This window comes from Polaribacter sp. HL-MS24 (genome assembly GCF_032758595.1).
Classification (GTDB): Bacteria; Bacteroidota; Bacteroidia; order Flavobacteriales; family Flavobacteriaceae; genus Polaribacter.
This window is the reverse complement of sequence record NZ_CP136415.1, coordinates 1380154-1399246: the sequence shown is the minus strand read 5'-3', so window position 1 is coordinate 1399246 and position 19093 is coordinate 1380154. Positions and strand designations below refer to the sequence as shown.

The 19093-nt window shown below is 38.4% G+C and carries 15 protein-coding genes and 1 pseudogene; 10 read left to right on the top strand and 6 right to left on the bottom strand.

Annotated elements, in window-relative coordinates; genetic code table 11:
- Positions 1-53 precede the first annotated feature (53 nt).
- From accD to folK, 4 genes and pseudogenes are all read left to right on the top strand, one after another.
- A complete protein-coding gene (accD, locus tag RRF69_RS06600; protein ID WP_316939053.1) occupies positions 54-914 on the top strand; it encodes an acetyl-CoA carboxylase, carboxyltransferase subunit beta in 861 nt (286 codons plus the stop codon).
- A 70-nt stretch (positions 915-984) separates the two neighbouring features.
- Complete coding sequence (gene rpsO / locus RRF69_RS06595) at positions 985-1254, top strand: 30S ribosomal protein S15 (protein ID WP_316939052.1); 270 nt, start codon at positions 985-987, stop codon at positions 1252-1254.
- A 241-nt stretch (positions 1255-1495) separates the two neighbouring features.
- A pseudogene (locus RRF69_RS06590) lies at positions 1496-3729 on the top strand (polyribonucleotide nucleotidyltransferase).
- Positions 3730-3861: 132 nt separating this feature from the next.
- Positions 3862-4986: a 2-amino-4-hydroxy-6-hydroxymethyldihydropteridine diphosphokinase gene (gene folK, locus RRF69_RS06585; RefSeq protein ID WP_316941116.1), complete on the top strand. Its 1125-nt coding sequence runs from the start codon at positions 3862-3864 to the stop codon at positions 4984-4986.
- Between the two features lie 77 nt (positions 4987-5063).
- On the opposite strand, the gene gldC is transcribed toward folK, so the two are convergent.
- Both gldC and gldB read right to left on the bottom strand, forming a co-directional pair.
- Entirely contained in the window at positions 5064-5402 is a 339-nt protein-coding gene (gldC, locus tag RRF69_RS06580; RefSeq protein ID WP_316939051.1) for a gliding motility protein GldC, read from the bottom strand.
- Positions 5402-6361 carry a gliding motility lipoprotein GldB gene (gene gldB / locus RRF69_RS06575; protein WP_316939050.1) on the bottom strand — a complete coding sequence of 320 codons (960 nt, stop codon included), beginning with the start codon at positions 6359-6361 and terminating at the stop codon, positions 5402-5404. Before gldB ends, gldC begins: the two co-directional genes overlap by 1 nt.
- A gap of 59 nt (positions 6362-6420) precedes the next feature.
- Between gldB and nadE the strand changes: the two genes are divergently transcribed.
- Positions 6421-7209 (top strand): NAD(+) synthase, encoded by a 789-nt coding sequence (nadE, locus tag RRF69_RS06570; protein ID WP_316939049.1) that lies wholly within the window; start codon positions 6421-6423, stop codon positions 7207-7209.
- 109 nt (positions 7210-7318) lie between these two features.
- Here the strand turns inward: nadE and dnaG are convergent, their stop codons facing one another.
- The 4 genes from dnaG to tig all read right to left on the bottom strand — a co-directional run bounded on the left by dnaG (position 7319) and on the right by tig (position 12934).
- Positions 7319-9337 carry a DNA primase gene (gene dnaG / locus RRF69_RS06565; RefSeq protein ID WP_316939048.1) on the bottom strand — a complete coding sequence of 673 codons (2019 nt, stop codon included), beginning with the start codon at positions 9335-9337 and terminating at the stop codon, positions 7319-7321.
- Between the two features lie 129 nt (positions 9338-9466).
- The gene (gene clpX / locus RRF69_RS06560; protein ID WP_316939047.1) at positions 9467-10705 is read right to left on the bottom strand and encodes an ATP-dependent Clp protease ATP-binding subunit ClpX; all 1239 of its coding nucleotides are present in this window, start codon (positions 10703-10705) and stop codon (positions 9467-9469) included.
- Between the two features lie 62 nt (positions 10706-10767).
- Complete coding sequence (gene clpP / locus RRF69_RS06555) at positions 10768-11427, bottom strand: ATP-dependent Clp endopeptidase proteolytic subunit ClpP (RefSeq protein WP_316939046.1); 660 nt, start codon at positions 11425-11427, stop codon at positions 10768-10770.
- A 184-nt stretch (positions 11428-11611) separates the two neighbouring features.
- Positions 11612-12934, bottom strand: a complete 1323-nt coding sequence (gene tig, locus RRF69_RS06550; RefSeq protein ID WP_316939045.1) for a trigger factor — start codon at positions 12932-12934, stop codon at positions 11612-11614.
- 455 nt (positions 12935-13389) lie between these two features.
- Here tig and RRF69_RS06545 point away from each other — a divergent pair, with 455 nt between their 5' ends.
- From RRF69_RS06545 to RRF69_RS06525, 5 genes are all read left to right on the top strand, one after another.
- On the top strand, positions 13390-13851 hold the full coding sequence (locus RRF69_RS06545) for a T9SS type A sorting domain-containing protein (protein WP_316939044.1): 462 nt from the start codon (positions 13390-13392) through the stop codon (positions 13849-13851).
- A gap of 162 nt (positions 13852-14013) precedes the next feature.
- Positions 14014-15147 (top strand): hypothetical protein, encoded by a 1134-nt coding sequence (locus tag RRF69_RS06540; protein WP_316939043.1) that lies wholly within the window; start codon positions 14014-14016, stop codon positions 15145-15147.
- A 28-nt stretch (positions 15148-15175) separates the two neighbouring features.
- Positions 15176-15862, top strand: coding sequence for a hypothetical protein (locus RRF69_RS06535; RefSeq protein WP_316939042.1), 687 nt, complete (start codon positions 15176-15178; stop codon positions 15860-15862).
- Positions 15863-16078: 216 nt separating this feature from the next.
- On the top strand, positions 16079-18307 hold the full coding sequence (locus tag RRF69_RS06530; protein ID WP_316939041.1) for a tail fiber domain-containing protein: 2229 nt from the start codon (positions 16079-16081) through the stop codon (positions 18305-18307).
- Positions 18308-18692: 385 nt separating this feature from the next.
- Complete coding sequence (locus RRF69_RS06525) at positions 18693-19091, top strand: T9SS type A sorting domain-containing protein (RefSeq protein ID WP_316939040.1); 399 nt, start codon at positions 18693-18695, stop codon at positions 19089-19091.
- Positions 19092-19093: the final 2 nt, after the last annotated feature.

Sequence of the window (19093 nt, the reverse complement as noted above, 5' to 3'; positions counted from 1 at the left end):
TTTTTAAAATAGAAGTAAAAAAGAGACAAACAACCACATAAAATATACTAATCATGGCTTGGTTTAAACGTACAGACAAAGGGATTCACACCCTTACAGAGGACAAAAAAGACACTCCAAAAGGTCTTTGGTATAAAACCCCTAGCGGTAAAATCATTGATACTGAAGAGCTCAAAAAGAACTTATATGTGAGTCCAGAAGATGGATACCATGTACGAATAGGAAGTAAAGAATATTTCGAATTGTTTTTTGATGACAATACATTTAAAGAATTAGACCAAAATCTAACCTCTAAAGACCCGTTAAACTTCGAAGACACTGTGAAATACCCAGAGCGTGTAAAAGCAGCTCAGGAAAAAACCAATCTAAAAGATGCTGTCCGAACTGCTGTTGGGAAATCAATGGGCAAAGACATCGTTATTGCTGCAATGGATTTTGCTTTTATTGGTGGATCGATGGGAAGTGTTGTTGGAGAAAAAATTGCAAGAGCCATTAACTATTCAATAAAACATCGCGTTCCGTTTCTAATGGTTTCAAAATCGGGAGGTGCCAGAATGATGGAGGCCTCGCTTTCCTTGATGCAACTGGTAAAAACTTCTGTAAAATTGGCACAATTAGCGGAAGCTAAAATTCCATACATTTCATTATGTACCGATCCTACGACAGGTGGAACCACTGCTTCATTTGCAATGTTAGGAGACATCAATATTGCAGAACCAAATGCCTTGATTGCATTTGCTGGACCAAGAGTTGTAAAGGACACTACCGGAAAAGACCTCCCAGAAGGCTTTCAACGTTCTGAGTTTGTATTGGAACACGGATTTTTAGATGGAATTTACGAACGGAAAAATTTAAAGAAGCAAGTAAACTTGTACATCGATTTAATCCAGAATATTCCTGTAAGAAGTGAATAAATAATAGTATATTTGCACCCTCAATGAAAGTTTCATTGACATACATAATAATCATTTAAATAATATTGGCATGTACTTAACAAAAGAAGTAAAAGAAAGCATCTTCGAAAAACACGGTAAAGGAAAAAACGATACTGGTACTTCAGAAGGTCAAATTGCGTTATTTACGCACAGAATTAACCATTTAACAGAACACTTAAAGAGAAATCGTAAAGATTACAATACAGAGCGTTCGTTAGTAATGATGGTTGGTAAACGTAGAAGTCTATTAGATTATCTAAAGAAAACACATATCAACAGGTATCGTTCGATTATCAAAGAATTAGGAATTAGAAAATAATTCTTATCAAAAAGAGGCTCTATAAACGTGCCTCTTTTTTTATGTAAAAAAACCTTGAAGTCAAACTTCAAAATAGTCAAAGTTCATTCTTATGAAAAGAATGAGTTTCAAATTCTTTAAAGAGTAACAAACTTTAAAGAACATAAAAAATCAAAAATTTTAACAGCATTTTTGAATTTCCATTGCAACAACAAACAACAACACAACAACACACAGTAGTTAAACATTAGAATTAAAATTTATGATTCCAAAAGTATTTAGAGAGGTTATAGACCTTGGAGATGGAAGAACCATCTCATTAGAAACCGGTAAATTAGCAAAACAAGCTCACGGTTCAGTTGTTGTTCAAATGGGAAAAGCAATGTTATTATGTACAGTTGTATCTAATTACAAACAAAGTCCTGTAGATTTCTTGCCTTTAACGGTAGACTACAGAGAAAAATTTGCTGCTTCAGGAAGGTACCCTGGAGGTTTCTTCAAAAGAGAAGCAAGACCAAGTGATGGAGAAGTATTGACCATGCGTTTAGTAGACCGTGTATTGCGTCCATTATTTCCAAAAGATTACCATGCAGAAGTTCAAGTAATGATTCAGCTAATGTCTCATGATGAAGAAGTGATGCCAGATGCACTAGCAGGTTTAGCAGCATCCGCAGCGATTCAATTGAGTGATTTTCCTTTTGAATGTCCAATTTCTGAAGCACGTGTAGCAAGAGTCAATGGAGAATTTGTGATCAACCCGAACAGAGCACAATTGGCAGAATCTGACATCGATATGATGATTGGAGCCTCTGCAGATTCTGTGATGATGGTGGAAGGTGAAATGGATGAAATTTCTGAAGAAGAAATGGCTGATGCTATCAAATTTGCACATGAAGCAATCAAAGTTCAGTGTGCAGCTCAGGTTCGTTTGGCCGAAGCTTTTGGGAAAAAAGCAACCAGAGAATATGAAGGTGAAAGAGAAGATGAAGCCTTTGCGGAAAAAGTAAATGACTTTACCTATGACAAATGTTATGCCATCGCTAAAAAAGGAACTTCAAAAGAAGAGCGTACTGCTGCTTTTTCAGAAATAAAAGAAGCATTAATCGCTTCATTAACAGAAGAAGAATTGAAACGTATGGTGATTTGGTTGGAAAGTATTTCAACAAATCTCAAAAATCAGCCATTCGTGAATTGACTTTAACTGAAGGATTGCGTTTGGACGGTCGTAAAACGACAGACATTAGACCTATTTGGTGTGAAGTAGATTACTTACCCTCAGTACATGGTTCTTCTATCTTTACCCGTGGAGAAACTCAAGCATTGGCAACGGTAACTCTTGGAACTTCAAGAGATGCAAATAAAATAGACATGCCCTCATATGAAGGTGAAGAAAACTTCTATTTACATTATAACTTCCCTCCTTTTTGTACAGGTGAAGCAAGACCGTTAAGAGGAACCTCTCGTAGAGAAGTTGGTCACGGAAACTTGGCACAGCGTGGATTAAAAGGAATGATTCCAGCAGATTGCCCGTATACAGTGCGTGTTGTATCTGAAGTATTAGAATCGAATGGTTCTTCTTCAATGGCAACAGTTTGTGCAGGTACAATGGCATTGATGGACGCTGGGGTTCAAATGATAAGACCTGTTTCGGGAATTGCCATGGGATTAATTTCTGACGGAGATCGTTATGCAGTATTGTCTGATATTTTAGGAGATGAAGATCACTTAGGAGATATGGACTTTAAAGTAACAGGGACTTCAGAAGGAATTACAGCTTGTCAAATGGATATTAAAGTAAAAGGACTTGGATACGAAATTTTAGTGAATGCACTAAAACAAGCAAGAGACGGTCGTTTACACATTTTAGAGAAATTAACAGACACGATTACGACTCCTAACCAGGACGTAAAAGCGCATGCTCCAAAAATGATTAACAAAAGAATTCCGAATGACTTAATTGGTGCCTTTATTGGACCCGGAGGAAAGCACATTCAAGAATTGCAAAAAGAGACTGGAACGACAATTGTTATTACAGAAGATGCAGTTACTGAAGAAGGAATTATTGAGATCTTAGGAACAGATCCAGCAGGAATCGAAAAAGTAATAACTCGTATTGAGTCTATGCTATTCAAACCAACCGTTGGAAGTGCATACGAGGTAAAAGTAATTAAAATGTTAGATTTTGGTGCCGTTGTAGAATATATGGATGCACCATAAAATGAAGTTTTATTACATGTTAGTGAATTGGCTTGGGAACGTACAGAAAATGTTTCTGACGTTGTAAAGATGGGAGATGTTTTTGATGTGAAGTACTTTGGTTTAGACCCAAGAACTCGTAAAGAAAAAGTTTCTCGTAAGGCTTTATTGCCAAAACCAGAAGGTTTTGTGGCAAGACCACCAAGAGACGACAATAGAAGTGGAGGACGTGATAACAGAAGCAGAGATAATCGCGGACGTGACGACAGAAAACCAAGAGAACCTAGAAAAGAAGAATAAGCTCTTTTGCTATAGCTCTTAAAAATCGCCAACATTTGTTGGCGATTTTTTTATGCTTTTTCGTTTCTTTGCTAAAAGCAATAAAGACCTCACTTGCTTTAAAACTCGTGAGGTTTTTTAAAATCTATTTTTCTGAAAATTCAACGCATCATATATGTCTCTATGGGGACGAATCAAGGAGATAAACTTGACAACCTGCAAAAGACCATTGATTTGATTGCAAACGAAGTGGGTGCCATCCTAAAAATAGCTCCTGTATACAAAACACCCTCTTGGGGTTTTGACGGTGACGATTTTTACAATACGTGTATTCAAATTTCCACCTATCAAGCACCCGAAAAACTGCTGAATTCTCTTTTAGCAATTGAAAAAAAAATTGGCCGGGTTCGAAACGACCAACCCGAATATCAAAATAGAATCATCGACCTTGATCTCTTATTATTTGATGATGAAATCATTTTCTCAAAAACCTTGACTGTTCCACACCCAAAAATGCTGTCTCGGAAGTTTGTCTTGGTTCCTTTGAATGATATTGCTCCAACCCTACTGCATCCTATTGAAAAAATGAAAATCGAACATTGTTTGCAACATTGTGAAGATCCTTTACAAATAGAGCGCATTGCAGAAGAATTAGTGCGTCCCATACCATTGTCTGAAAAATACAATTACATTGCTATTGAAGGAAATATTGGTGCTGGAAAAACCTCTTTGGCAAAAATGATGTCGGATGAATTCAATGCAAAAGTGGTTTTAGAACGCTTTGCAGACAATCCTTTTTTGCCAAAATTTTACGAAGACAAAGAGCGCTATGCCTTTCCTTTAGAAATGAGCTTTTTAGCCGATCGATATCAACAATTAAGCGATGACTTGGCACAGTTTGACTTGTTTAAAAACTTCATCGTTTCCGATTATTATATTTTCAAATCATTGATTTTCGCACAGGTAACCTTGTCCAAAGATGAATATTTGCTGTATCGTAAGATGTTTGACCTGATGTATAAAGAAATCACAAAGCCCGATTTGTATGTCTATTTGTATCAAAACACGGATCGATTGCTGGAAAACATTCAAAAAAGAGGTCGAGAATACGAACAAAATATTGAAAAAGAATATCTAAAAAGTATTCAGGATGGTTATTCAAACTTTATCAAAACCGAGCAAGATTTAACCATTTTGACCATTGATGTCTCTGAATTGGATTTCGTAGACAACAAAAGTGATTACACAGAGATCATCCGTCAGATCAGTAGTCATTAAACAACTCCTTTAAAAATAGATCCAAAAAAAAAAAGAGGCAACTGCAGTTTCCTCTTTATCATTCTGTTTTCAAAGAATTACTTCTTTTTGAGTTCTAATTTCTCCGCAAAATACTCACAAAAATCACGCATGGTAGCGCTCATTTTTTCGTCATTAGTGGCTTTTTCAAAAGTCTCTGCCATCGAAACTAAACTCTGGTGAAAGAACTGTTTCATTTCATCTACAGGCATGTCTTTGGTCCACAAGTCCATACGCAAAGTATCTTTATCGTGATGATCCCATACAGAGAGCATAATTGCCTTAGAGGCCATTGCATTGATTCCTCCTTCTTTTGCAGTCCATGAAATTTCTTCTGGTACTCTGTTTTCATCTAAGCCAATTGTAAACTTGATATCCGATGTATGTTTTACTGCCATTACTTTTTGGGTTTGTATCTAGAATTTTCCAATAGACTTTGTGCGTCTATTTGTATTAGTTTTTGCAAAGATACGTCATTATGTTTCATGAAAGATTGGACAATTTTCCAACCCATATAAACGCCTATTTTGCCTGGAGACTGATTGTCTACAGTAGTATAAAATTTTGAAAAAGGAGCATTCTCAATAAATCGTTTGTTCAACTCGGAATCGGTGCTGTAAAGCAATTCTTTTTCGATAAAAAATTTCCAAACACTTTCTTCCTGTTGTTGTGCCCATAAAAATTTCTCCATAGCATACCCCATTTTTTCTTTGTCGGAAACCCTTGGGAGGTACCGCTCTAAAAAGTACATTTTTTTTCCTTCTGCAATGATTTTTGAAGAAAAGCTTCGTTCGCGAGAAGGTGGGAATTGTGCATCAATAATTGCATTTGCAACATCCACGATAAGATGCTCTTTGGTGTTATTTTCTTTGATATACTTTGGATAATCGTCATAAAACGGATGGGTTTTTCCGAGGTATGCGTCTAAAGAGATCAACAACAAACTGTCTGCATAAACGACTCTATTTTCATAATCTAAATTCGACAATAGGGTAATCACTTTTGGCGACTTAAATCTCGGATGATAATATCGGACATGTTTGAACAAGGAAACCAGCTGCTCTTCTACCTCCCTAAAGTCGGGATACACTTTTTGGGTTTCTGCAAACAGTTCTTGCTCCTCTGTATCTTTTATTTTTGACAACCAAACACTATCCGTGACTCCCAAGGGAAACAAGAAGGGGAACGTTGCTTTCAAAGTCCCTAACGTTTTTTTAGAAGCACTGTAAAAAGCTTGATCAAACCTTTCAAGTTCGAATTGGACTGCTACTTCCGAAACATCAACTGTATTTTTTGGATCCTGAGTACAGGATAAAAAAATGAGAGAAATAATAAAAATCCTTAAAAAAAAATTCATAATATGTGTATCTTGCTGTTCAAGAATAGAAACGACAAAAGTACTAAAATAGTTTGTGTATGAATGCTCAAAAGGTAACAGAACATATTGTAAATTGGTTACAAACCTACGCCGAAAAAGCGGGCGTACAAGGTTTTGTTGTAGGGGTCTCTGGCGGAATTGATTCTGCAGCGACATCTACTTTATGCGCAGCCACTGGTTTTCCTACCTTATGTGTGGAAATGCCTATTCATCAGGCACAAAATCAGGTATCAAGAGCTGAAGAACATCTTGCACAATTACAAAAACGCTATCCAAATGTTTCTAAGGTTCGAGTCGATTTGACGAGTGCTTTTGATAATTTTATCGAGAGTGTTCCAACCGTTACTCCATCGCCAAGGGTAGACTTGTCTTTGGCAAACACGCGAGCTCGCTTACGAATGACTACGCTCTATTATTTTGCAGGACTGCATTCATATTTGGTTGCAGGAACTGGAAATAAAGTAGAAGATTTTGGTGTAGGGTTTTACACCAAATATGGTGACGGAGGAGTTGACCTGAGTCCGATTGCTGACTTAATGAAATCGGAAGTTTTTGAAATTGCAGCCTATTTAGGCGTTCCAGAATCCATTCAAAAAGCACAACCGACAGACGGTTTATTTGGAGACAGCAGAACCGATGAAGATCAAATTGGAGCTTCCTACGATGAATTGGAATGGGCTATGAAAATGCAAGACCTTCAAAAAACTGCTGAAGAATTTACGGGAAGAGAACAGGAAGTTTTTGAAATTTACACGCGACTGAACCGTATCAATCAACATAAGATGCGCCCAATTCCTGTGTGTGAAATCCCTACAGAATTGCTTTAAATAGCAGCTTCCATTGTTTTTTTTTAATTCTTACAAGAGGCCTTCTCTTTGCTCCATTCAAAATTTCAACTACGAAGGTTTCAGAACAAACATCCACTTTGAGATCTGCTTATACCACTCGATTTAGTTTTTCAAAGAGTTTCATTTTTAACCCAGTGTAATCTTTAATCGACTCTAGGTCGACAGAAGTAGAGTCGTTTTCTGTGGCCGCCTTTAACATTTCGTCAATCTTCTTTCCGATCAAAATACGTCTCAGGTTGAAAACAGCGTCGATGACTAATTTGTCCAAGACTTCTGTGGCCGATTTTACTTCAATATTTTTACTTTGCCAATTGCTCAACAGATGTTTTTCCTCATCCATTAAAATGGACGTGACCGTCTTTGAAATTTCTGGATTTTCATGATTTACAAAAATATCAATTTCTAATTTTTGAGCTTGATTCAATTGATGAATCATCTCCGTGTAGATCTCTTGAAAAATGGGATTGGTAAATTCGATCTCGTCGTCTTGTAAATGTAGGTAGACTTCCGAACTCACTAAATTTTGATATTTTCTTTTTGAAAAAATTTCGCGCCCCTCTTCATCAATTGTTGAAACGTCTTCTATAAAATCGACCGTTTCATTTCCAAAGAGTAGTAAAATTCGAATAATTTCTTTTTCTAAAATGGACAACTGATCTATTTTCTGAGTAGAAATTGCACCCCCTTTTACCAAACCCATTTGCGCTTGTTCTTGCTGCTGGAAATATTCAGGTGGTGGCTGATTAGGGTCTTTGGCTGGATTGAATGTTCTTTGGCTAGAAGTTCTCGACGCTTTTGCGTTCAATTCTTTGCTGAGCATTTGTGCCAATTCACTGAATAAAACACGCTCGGAAATATCCATAATTCGAGCACATTCTTGTACATAAACTTCTCGCTGAATCCCATCTGGGATTTTAGAAATACTCAGTACAATATCTCGAATGACTCCTGCTTTTTTTATCGGATCGTTTTTGGAATCTTTTAAAAGAAGAGAAACTTTAAAGTTGATAAAATCTTGCGCTGCATCTTCTAAGTAGGTTTTTAACTCACTGTCGGAATGCGACTTTGCAAAGCTATCGGGATCTTCTCCATCTGGAAACTGAACTACTTTGACGTTCATTCCTTGCTCCAAAATCAAGTCGATACCACGAATGGAAGCCCGAATTCCTGCCGCATCTCCGTCAAAAAGAACGGTGATGTTTTTAGTCAATCGACTAATCAATCGAATTTGATCGGCAGTCAATGCTGTTCCTGAAGAAGCAACTACATTTTCAACTCCCGATTGGTGAAAGGAAATCACATCGGTATATCCTTCAACCAAAAAACAATTGTCTTGTTTGGCAATTTCTTTTTTGGCTTGATAAATTCCGTATAAAACTTTACTCTTATGATAAATATCGCTTTCAGGAGAGTTTAAGTACTTGGCAGCATTTTTATCGCTGGTTAAAATACGTCCTCCAAACCCTAAAATTCTACCTGACATCGAATGGATTGGAAAGAGGACTCTTCCTTTAAATCGATCGAATTGTTTGTTTTCTTTGACAATGGTAAGTCCTGTGGCTGCCAAATACTTAAGATCGTATCCTTTTGCCAGAGCAGCTTTTGTGAAATTGTCCCACTCATCTTTACAATATCCTAAGTCAAATTTTTTGATGATCTCATCGGTAAAACCCCGCTCTTTAAAATACGACAATCCAATGGCTTTCCCTTTTAGGGTATTCAACATCAAATCGTGAAAATAGTCTTTGGCAAAATTTGATACCAAAAACATACTTTCTCGTTCATTCAATTGGGCTTTCTGCTCGTCCGATTGCTCGGTTTCTTCAATCTCAATATTGTATTTTCTTGCCAACCATTTTAAGGCCTCTGGGTAGGAATAATGCTCGTGTTCCATTAAGAATGAAACTGCATTCCCTCCTTTTCCTGTAGAAAAATCTTTCCATATTTGCTTTACAGGAGAGACCATAAATGAGGGTGACTTTTCATCTGTAAACGGGCTCAGACCTTTGAAATTACTCCCTGCTTTTTTCAGCTGAACAAATTCACCAATAACCTCCTCTACTCTTGCAGATTCGAACACACGGTCTATGGTACTTCTAGAAATCATTGATTATTCAGCTATTTTAGAAACCCAAAGATACTTATTTGAACGTTGATTTTCTAGTTGATTTTTTTTGGAACAAAAAAGACCTCACAAGTCTGTAAAATCTGTGAGGTCTTTTGTTTTAGATTCTGATTAAGAAGCTGCTCGTAACTTTTTCAAGGTGGTGTTTGTGAGTTTTGCTTCCGCATATTCTTTGGTTACATTGAAGGTTTTATCTTCTGAACTTGGCAATTCAAACATTGCGTCTGTAAATATTGCTTCACACAAAGAACGCAATCCTCTTGCCCCCAATTTGTAGGCAACTGCCTTTTCAACAATATACTCCAACGCCGCTTCTTCAATGGTAAAATCGACCTCGTCCATCGAGAACAGTTTTGAATATTGCTTGATGATTGAGTTTTTGGGTTCGGTTAAAATGGCGCGTAAAGTCACCGCATCTAAAGGATTCATATAACTCAATACTGGCAAACGCCCAATGATCTCAGGAATCAATCCAAAAGCTTTCAAGTCAGATGGAATGATGTATTGCAATAAGTTGTCTTCGTCAATTTTGTCATCATCTAAAGAAGCACCAAATCCAACCGCTTGTCTGTTCAATCGTTTGCTGATGATTCTTTCAATTCCTGAAAAAGCACCTCCAGCAATGAACAAAATTTCTTTGGTATCAACCTCAATAAATTTTTGCTCTGGGTGTTTTCTTCCTCCTTTGGGTGCTACATTGACCACCGTTCCCTCTAATAACTTCAATAAGGCCTGTTGAACCCCTTCTCCAGAGACATCTCTTGTGATCGATGGATTGTCTCCTTTTCTTGCAATTTTATCAATTTCATCAATAAAAACAATTCCTCTTTGTGCTTTCTCCAAGTCGTAATCTGCGGCTTGTAGGAGTCTACTCAAAATACTTTCTACATCTTCACCGACATAACCCGCTTGAGTAAGTACAGTCGCATCTACGATGGAAAAAGGAACATTGAGCATTTTAGCAATGGTTCGTGCTACTAGGGTTTTTCCGGTTCCCGTTTCACCCACCAATACGATGTTTGATTTTTCAATTTCTACCTCGTCTTCATCATCTGTGGTTTGCAACAATCTTTTGTAGTGATTGTACACTGCAACAGCCATGGCGCGTTTGGTTTCATCCTGACCAATAATGTACTGATCTAAAAAGGCTTTGATCTCTATTGGTTTTTTTAGCAACAAATCTTTAGAGAGGTCGCTATCTTTTGCGTCCGACACTTCTTCTTCAACAATTCCATGTGCTTGCTCGATACATTTGTCACAAATATGTGCGTCTACACCGGCAATTAACAAGTCGGTTTCTGCTTTCTTTCGTCCGCAAAACGAACACTCTAAATTTTCTTCTTTCGACATTTTAATGACTTTTTGCGCTTAACGTTCCACAAATGGCTTTCGGTTAAAGGCTTTTGTTCTTTTTATTTTCTGGCCAAAACTTCATCAATCATCCCATACGCTTTTGCTTCGTCGGCTTTCATCCAATAATCTCTGTCAGAATCTTGATGAACTTTTTCGATGGTTTGCCCCGAGTGATTTGCAATAATTGCATACAGTTCTTGTTTCAATTTCAAAATCTCTCTTGTGGTGATTTCAATATCTGAAGCTTGTCCTTGTGCACCTCCTAAAGGTTGGTGAATCATCACTCTTGAGTGTGGCAAAGCAGAGCGCTTCCCTTTTGCTCCTGCACACATCAATACGGCTCCCATGGAAGCGGCCATACCCGTACAAATGGTAGCGATGTCGGGTTTGATAAACTGCATGGTATCGTAAATACCCAAACCAGCATAAACCCCTCCTCCTGGAGAATTGATGTAAATTGAAATGTCTTTATTCGCGTCTAAGCTTTCCAAAAACAACAATTGTGCCTGAATGACATTGGCTACTTGATCGTTAATTCCTGTTCCTAAAAAGATGATTCTATCCATCATTAATCGTGAGAACACATCCATTTGGGTGATGTTCATCTGACGTTCTTCCATAATATACGGAGTCAAACTACTGGTGATTTTCCCCAAGTAGGTACTGTTGATTCCGTGATGTTTTGTTGCGTATTTTTCGAACTCTTTTCCGTAATCCATGCTAATGATTCTTTTAATGTTTGATTGTAAAGATAAGAACTATTCTCTTAATATTTTGTTGCGCTATAAGGCATAAAAACCTGAATTGATCCATTCAGGTTTTTTTTATTTCTATGAACTAATTGATGAGAACGCAGCGATGTTTATAACCGGTGAGCTCTGCATCCAAACAGTCAATGAATGCTTATTTATAAACCGCTTTGATAAAGTCCTCGTAAGAAACTTCTTTGGTTTTAAAGCTCATCGTCTCTTTGTAAAAAGTCAATAATTTCTGACTGATTAACTGTGCTTGTAATTTTTGAGCTTCTTCTTGATTGGACAAGATTCTTGTTGCAATATCGTCCAATTCTTTTTCTTCTGGATTCATGTTTCCAAACTGTGCCATTTGCGTGCGGATAAATCCTTTTGCATAGTCAACCAATTCGGCTTGACTTAAACGGATATTGTTTTCTTGCATGATCTTTCCTTCGATCAATTGGTAACGCAATGCTTTTTCAGATTTTGCATATTCTTCAGCTGCTTGTTCAGCAGACAAAGGCTTTTCTCCAGCTGTTGCCAACCATTTTTGTAAGAATGCGGCAGGCAGATCAAACTTGGTGTTTTCAACCAAATAGGCGGTTACAGCATTCAATAATTGTTGATCTCCTTGTTGATTGAATTGCTTTTCTGCATCTTCTTTTATTTTCGATTTTACTTCGGTCACAGAAGTTACGCTTCCGTCAGGAAATAATTTGTCAAATAATTCTTGATCTAAATCTGCAGGTATGGTTTCTGTAATTTCCTCCAAAGTAAAGGCTACATTGATCTCTAAACCGTGAACTGCTTCATGAGAAATTCCTAAAACCGTTTCCAACTTGTGCTCGTCTGAAAACAATCCTTTTGTTTTCAATTCAATCACATCGCCTACTTTTGCACCTACCAGTTTTTTTAAGTTTGCTTTTCCTTGAATATCTTTTAAAGAAACCGAAGATTTGTTCTCGATTTCTTTTTCAGCATTGACAAAGGTACCGGTTATGGTAGCCCCTTCGGTAACTACCTCAATAGCATTCATTTTTCCATAACGCAATTGGATATTCTCGATCTCTTTGTCGATCAAATCATCGGTTGCAATGATTTCGTATTGAGTTACTTTGTTCTTCGCTTTTAAATCTACATCAAATTCTGGTGCTAGACCGAGTTCAAATTCGAATGAAAAAGGAGCTGCTTCCCAATTAAAGTCTTCCTGCATTCTAGGGATTGGATTTCCTAAAATGTCTAATTTTTCTTCTGCTAAATAGCTATTCAAAGAGGATTGTAAAAGCTTGTTTACCTCATCGATCATGATCGATTTTCCATATTGCTTTTTGATCATTCCCAAAGGAACGTGCCCTTTTCTAAATCCAGGAACGTCAGCCTTTTTACGGTAGTCTTCCAAAAGGGTATCTACTTTGGCTTGATAGTCTTCTGCAACAATCTCAATCTTTACAACTGCGTTTAACGCATCAATGTTTTCTTTAGTAATCTTCATTTTTTTCTAGGCTTCAGTTCTTAAAAAATCGACTGCAAAACTACTCATTTTAATCAACTCTACAAAGGTTTAAACGGTTCAATTATCACTGACCCATAAACAATTATCGATTGGCTGTTGGCGATTGGCGAATGCCTCTTCGCTCTTCGCGAATGACCCAGGTGCATCGGCCCTTCAAAACCAAGATCTTTTAAAATAGATTTGGTTGTAATGCCCCAATTTGGGCAACTAATGTCTTCTTTCAAAACCACTTATACCAAAAATTGATACACTTACACCTAATTAATGCCACTTATTAATCTAGCTGCCAAATAACTAAAAATTACCACGCTCTTTGTTGTGAACTATAAACTGATTTAGCATCTATTTGAATGAAAAAACAATTGCTCTTCCGTATTCCCCTCCTCTTTTTTAATCTTCTACTGTTTTCGCAAAGTACTTTCGAAAACAACGAGATGAAAAAACCCATGCTCCTAAAATCTACAATTTCTACTGTGGGTTCAGAAACTTCGATGGTGGTCTTTGGAGGAAAAAATAGGGTTCTTGAAAGTATTGGTCAAAGCGGTATCATAGCGACTTCTACATTTGATGCAATGGAAATTCAACAAGGATTCCTGACCAATATTCGCTTTTATGAAGTCAACAACACAGACCAACCCGAATGGAACCAAAGTATTCCAATCGTTATTTCGCCCAATCCATTTACAGACTATATACAGATTGAATTTTCAGTAAAAACCAAGTATCCAATTCATTTAAAAATTTACGATCTCAATGGAAAAGTCTTTAGCCATCAAACCTATCCATCTGCAAAGAGCATCACAGTTCCCATGAAAAAATATCGCATTGGTGGCTATATCGTTCGTCTGGTCAGTGGTCAAAACAAGTATGTGGAAAAAATATTTAAAGTCCAATAAACCCATGAAAAATAAGAGCCTTCACTCCAGTGTCCTGTTTGTTTTGTTTGTGATAGCAAACACACCTGTGTGGCAGCAGCTTTTTAAAAGTAAAAGACATTTGGCAGGGCTTTTCCTGAGTAGGACTCTAGTGCAAGAAATTCCAACGACAAACAATTCAAAATGAGAATCAAGCATCAACTACTTTTTTTTCTAGTTCTTATGAGTGCTCCTTATTTGTATGCACAAACTCCAGGGCTCAATTATCAGGCACTTATTTTAAACAATACCCCCATAGAAATTCCTGGAACGGATGTGAAAGAAAATCAGACACCCCTCGGTTTCGAAGATGTCCTCTTTCGTTTTTCCATTACAAACAATGAGATTGTTGAATATATGGAGGAGCAATCAGTCACCACCGATATCAATGGAATGGTCTCGTTGATCGTTGGAGAAGGAACGGCAATCCAATCCAATTTCAACGAGATTGTTTGGAATGGCGAACTAAAATACCTGAATGTTGAAATCAATATTCTGGCAAACAACGAAGGGTTTACGTTTTTAGATTCTCAAAAAATTCTCTACATCCCTGGGCCTAGTAAAGTAGCCATGGTAAGTACTGTAGGCTCCATAACAACCTCCCATCAAGCGGGCGATTTAATTTGGGTCGCCAATTATGGTCAAAGTCAAAACCCAGCGTTGCTAATCTTTAACGGAACCAACTGGATTCCAGTTTCTAATGATTATGATGCAAAAAATGAATTGGGCCTTTCTGTAGTGGCAAATGCTGCTGTTCGAGACGTTCAATTTAATCCTGCTATTGCTGGAGATCAAGTTTGGAATCAGGCTTGTAGTTGTATAGAGGTCTTTGACGGAACCGTTTGGATTGCCACAAGTACAGCTACGCTTTCAGCAGCAAATGGGGTACAAATGATTAATAATCAGATACGGTTGGGGGGAGATTTAGATGCGCCTACCGAAATTCATACCAGTGCAATCAACACCTTGGCCATTAAAAATTTACAAGAAAGTACTGCTTCCAGCGATGAAATCCTTACGATAGACCCAGAAACTGCCATTATCCAAAAAAGGTCGTTGGAATCGCTGTTGCAACGACAACAAGTTATTTTCTCTGCTATTGATGGGCAACTTCGCTTTGCGACCCCAAGCCCCATTTTGTCTACAGAAAAAATTGATGTCTATCGAAATGGAGCGCGAATTGGCTTTGTTCAAATAGACGCCACAACCATAGAACTAGAACCGGAAGCAATCTGCTATACAGGAGATGAAATCCGAATTGTACAAATTCCCAATTAATTGAACCATAATTAAATACATAAAAACCATGAAAAACAAATTCTTAAAAGGAGGTCTTTTAGTCCTCACAATGATCGCAGGAACAGCCCTGCAAGCACAAACTACCTCAGCTACTGACGCAAGTTTGGTGAAAGATGCAGGAGACGGAGTCTCTGTCAAATTGATTGACAACAAGGGTACCATTAAATACCTGCAAACCAACAACGGAATCACTTCGATTACCTCTACCACAGCAGGTAGTGCCACCACTACCACATGGCAGTTGGGTGGTACGTTAACTGATGATACCTATATTGATGTAAATGCAAATGTTTTTGCCTTGGACGGATTACAATTAGAAACCGGATCTGCAGCAACAAGTGCACCAGACGGTTCTGATGCGGCAACTTCAACGGATACTGGTTGGGCCTTAATAGTTAGAGACGAGGATACAGGCGAGTTGAAAAAGTTATTGGCAACAGATTTAATAAGTGGAATTTATAAAGCATATCCACAGGTTGCGGATGCAGTGGCAGATGTTGCCATTACAGTTACAGGCTTGCCTGTTTTAACAGCTACGACTACACTTGCTAAATTATTTGTGTATAGAAATGGTGCAAAATTACGATCCGGTACTGATTTTGTAGCGACAGCGGATACTGTAACTATTACCTACTCTGCTGCAGATTTACCAATGTATGCAGGAGATGTTGTTGAAATACAATATATCAAATAACCTTGTCCAGGGGACTAGACTGTATTTTATTCAGAACATTTACTTCTATACCTCTCAGCTGCTTTTCCCAAAACAAAGCGGCTGAGATTGCATACAATGTTTTCTGAGGGAGCTCCAGCATCGTTCAATCCAGGAATGATTTCAATTGAAATAGGGTTGCCCTATTGAAAAAAGTTACTGACCAAAAGTCTATAGATCAATATCAAATCACACGTTATGAAAGCACAAATAATTGGATTCGTATTGTTTGGGTTCCTCTGTGTTCAAACGCAGGCCCAACAAGTCCGAGTGATTGACAATAAAGGAACCATCTCCAATATCAACAACAGCCAAGTAACCACAGCTGCATTGGCACCTACAAGTCCTTTAGAAGGCGATGTTTGGTTTGACACTACCGATCCTAACAATAGGATTGCCAAGGTGTACGACGGAACAACATGGCAACTCATAAAAAACTCATGGCTGGGCAATTCAACCATCTACCACAACACCATTTCTACACTTGCCCTTACAGAGGCACTCCACAACAATGCCGACATTCACCTAGAAAATACGGGAAATGTATCCATTACCAATACCGATGTTACCGATGCAACCAACTTTTACATCACCAATACCACGGCGGCAAACCGAACGCTCACTTTTTCAGGATTTACGGGCGCTCATCTAAGAAACGGTGGAACGATCGCTGATGTTGCCACAGGCGGACTCACCCTAAAAGCCAACACCCGCTATTTGGTTCACATTACCAACAATGGCGGAAACTTCTATTTTAATGCTACCGAAGCTGTGAGTGGAGGCGAAACCAGTTTTACGGATGCCGATACCGACACCCGTATTCAGGTAGAAGAAACCGCTGACGATGACAGCATTCGTTTTGATACTGCAGGAATTGAAAGAATGGTCATCAATGAACTCGGGCATGTGGGGATTAACACCCCTGCCCCACTGGACTCCTTTCATGTTACCGATGGATTCAACCTTACCCATACTGCCACCCAAGACAATGATCATGCTCAAGAAATTGACTATAATGCAGCAGGTTTTGGAGATTCCAAAGCACTTGACATCGTGTATACCTCAGGCGCAATTACGCAAGGTGATGACGAAAGTGTGATACTGATCAATGTCGATGAGTCTGCCTCTCTTGGAGGAAACATCATTGGGCTGGAAATTTTGGGAACAGAAGGAAACGCAAATTTGTATGGAGTGGATGCAGGAGTAGGAATCAATCCGCTTATCCAATTGGCGGGTGCATTTGCAAATCCTAGCATTGGACTCGTGAATGGAGCGGATCAGCTAGCTGCTTTTATTTCAAGTGCTTCTGACGTTGGAATATTCTCCAATGACAATGAAACCCTAACAGTAGGTTTGACTTCAAAATTTGAAGAAATTGAATTTTTATTCGACACACCTGCCTCTGGCGGAGGAATTGCTCCAACCTTTGAATATTCAACTGGAGTGGGCACATGGCTCCCTTTTACACCGACCGATGGAACCAATGGGATGCAAAACTCTGGAGTCCTTGCATGGTTGAGTGATGACACCCCCTCCTGGGTGGCGAGTGGAGGAAACTATTTGGTGAGAATTACTAGGACCAAAAATAACCTTACCACAACTCCGATTGAAGAGATCATCAAGGTTGCGGAGGTGATCGAGTACCTCTGGGATAAGAACGGAAAGATCCGTATCGGAAGTATTCACAATACCGGTGTTTATGAAGATGCAAATATTGAAACAGGAACCGCTGGACAGGTTTTATCAAGCACGGGAACGGGGACCGACTGGGTCGATCCATTTTCTGAAGTAGTCCTAGACCTCACCCCTGAGCTAGGAGGAGATTTGGATGTCAATGGGAAGAAAATAATCTCCGTTTCCAATGGGAATATTGAAATCGCTCCAAATGGAACAGGAGACTTTACAATCAATACCGACGATTTGGTGGTTGATACAAGTGCTGGGTTTCTAGGAATAGGAACAGCGGCTCCTGATCAAAAACTGAGTGTCAATGGAAATGCCTCCAAAACGGGAGGAGGTTCCTGGGCAACTTTTTCAGACAGACGCGTCAAAGACAATGTCCGAAACTATACGGAGGGGCTGAACAAGCTCAAGCTCGTGCGTCCAGTTCGCTTTAACTATACCGAAAAATCGGGATATCGCGAACTCACCAAAGACTATGTGGGGGTCATTGCCCAAGAGATCGAACAGGTCCTGCCCGGAACGGTTACGAAATACGACGACCGCCAAGGACCTAGTGGCTTGTCCGACAAACGACAGTTTGATGCCTCGGAATTGGTCTGGACCAGCATCAATGCCATCAAAGAACTGGCTGTTGAAATTGAAAATTTGGAAACGAACAACAAAGCTTTGCTCAAACGCATTCAAATCTTAGAGCGCTTACTGGAGCGGATAGAGCTCTTAGAAAAAGCGGTTCCAAATGACTAAGGAACTGGCTCCTCCGATCTGGAGAAATTACGTCCCTTTTTTCAGAAAAAAACCAACAATTCTGTCTGCATAAAAATACACTTATTCTTAAATTATATCCACTTATACCTAATATCAACCACTTATTAACTCACGTAAAAATATTCGACAAAATAGTATTTATTTTGATAAAGAATTGAATCTACAAACCTCTTCAAATGAAATTAATGACGCTGTTTTAGCACCCAAACGATTGCATGCATGAAAAAAAAAATTACTCTTCATTACCTCGCTTTTTTTTTGTAGTTTTTCTTTTTCACAAGGTGTCATAGGAAACCCACAAGTAAGCAACCCCATCCTTTTAAAATCGACTGTCACTGCGGTAAGTGCTTCCACTTCATCGGCTGTGTTTGGTCAAAAAAATAGGGTACTCCAAAGTATTGGACAAAGTGGAATTGTGGGAACAACCGGAGGGAATTCGATGGAAATTCAACAAGGATTTCTATCCAACTTTCGAACCTATTCAATCAAAAATTCCAATCAACCCGAATTGAATCACAACATTCCTGTGGTCATTTCTCCCAATCCCTTTTCCGAGTATATCAACGTTGTTTTTGCAGAAAAAACCAAACACCCAATTCATTTGAAAATATACGATACCAATGGAAAGGTCTTTACCTATCAAACCTATCCTGCGGCCAAGCGCTTTGTGGTTCCCATGAATAATTTTAGCATTGGAACCTATATTGTTCAGCTTGTAAGTGGTGAAAAAAAGTATGTCGAAAAAATATTCAAAAACCAATAATG

Bases quoted from the DNA above. Each gene is read 5' to 3' on its own strand.
- accD (WP_316939053.1), top strand. From the start codon at position 54: ATGGCTTGGTTTAAACGTACAGACAAAGGGATTCACACCCTTACAGAG.
- rpsO (WP_316939052.1), top strand. From the start codon at position 985: ATGTACTTAACAAAAGAAGTAAAAGAAAGCATCTTCGAAAAACACGGT.
- gldC (WP_316939051.1), bottom strand. From the start codon at position 5,402: ATGGCAGTAAAACATACATCGGATATCAAGTTTACAATTGGCTTAGAT.
- gldB (WP_316939050.1), bottom strand. From the start codon at position 6,361: ATGAATTTTTTTTTAAGGATTTTTATTATTTCTCTCATTTTTTTATCC.
- nadE (WP_316939049.1), top strand. From the start codon at position 6,421: ATGAATGCTCAAAAGGTAACAGAACATATTGTAAATTGGTTACAAACC.
- dnaG (WP_316939048.1), bottom strand. From the start codon at position 9,337: ATGATTTCTAGAAGTACCATAGACCGTGTGTTCGAATCTGCAAGAGTA.
- clpX (WP_316939047.1), bottom strand. From the start codon at position 10,705: ATGTCGAAAGAAGAAAATTTAGAGTGTTCGTTTTGCGGACGAAAGAAA.
- clpP (WP_316939046.1), bottom strand. From the start codon at position 11,427: ATGGATTACGGAAAAGAGTTCGAAAAATACGCAACAAAACATCACGGA.
- tig (WP_316939045.1), bottom strand. From the start codon at position 12,934: ATGAAGATTACTAAAGAAAACATTGATGCGTTAAACGCAGTTGTAAAG.
- RRF69_RS06545 (WP_316939044.1), top strand. From the start codon at position 13,390: ATGAAAAAACCCATGCTCCTAAAATCTACAATTTCTACTGTGGGTTCA.
- RRF69_RS06540 (WP_316939043.1), top strand. From the start codon at position 14,014: ATGAGAATCAAGCATCAACTACTTTTTTTTCTAGTTCTTATGAGTGCT.
- RRF69_RS06535 (WP_316939042.1), top strand. From the start codon at position 15,176: ATGAAAAACAAATTCTTAAAAGGAGGTCTTTTAGTCCTCACAATGATC.
- RRF69_RS06530 (WP_316939041.1), top strand. From the start codon at position 16,079: ATGAAAGCACAAATAATTGGATTCGTATTGTTTGGGTTCCTCTGTGTT.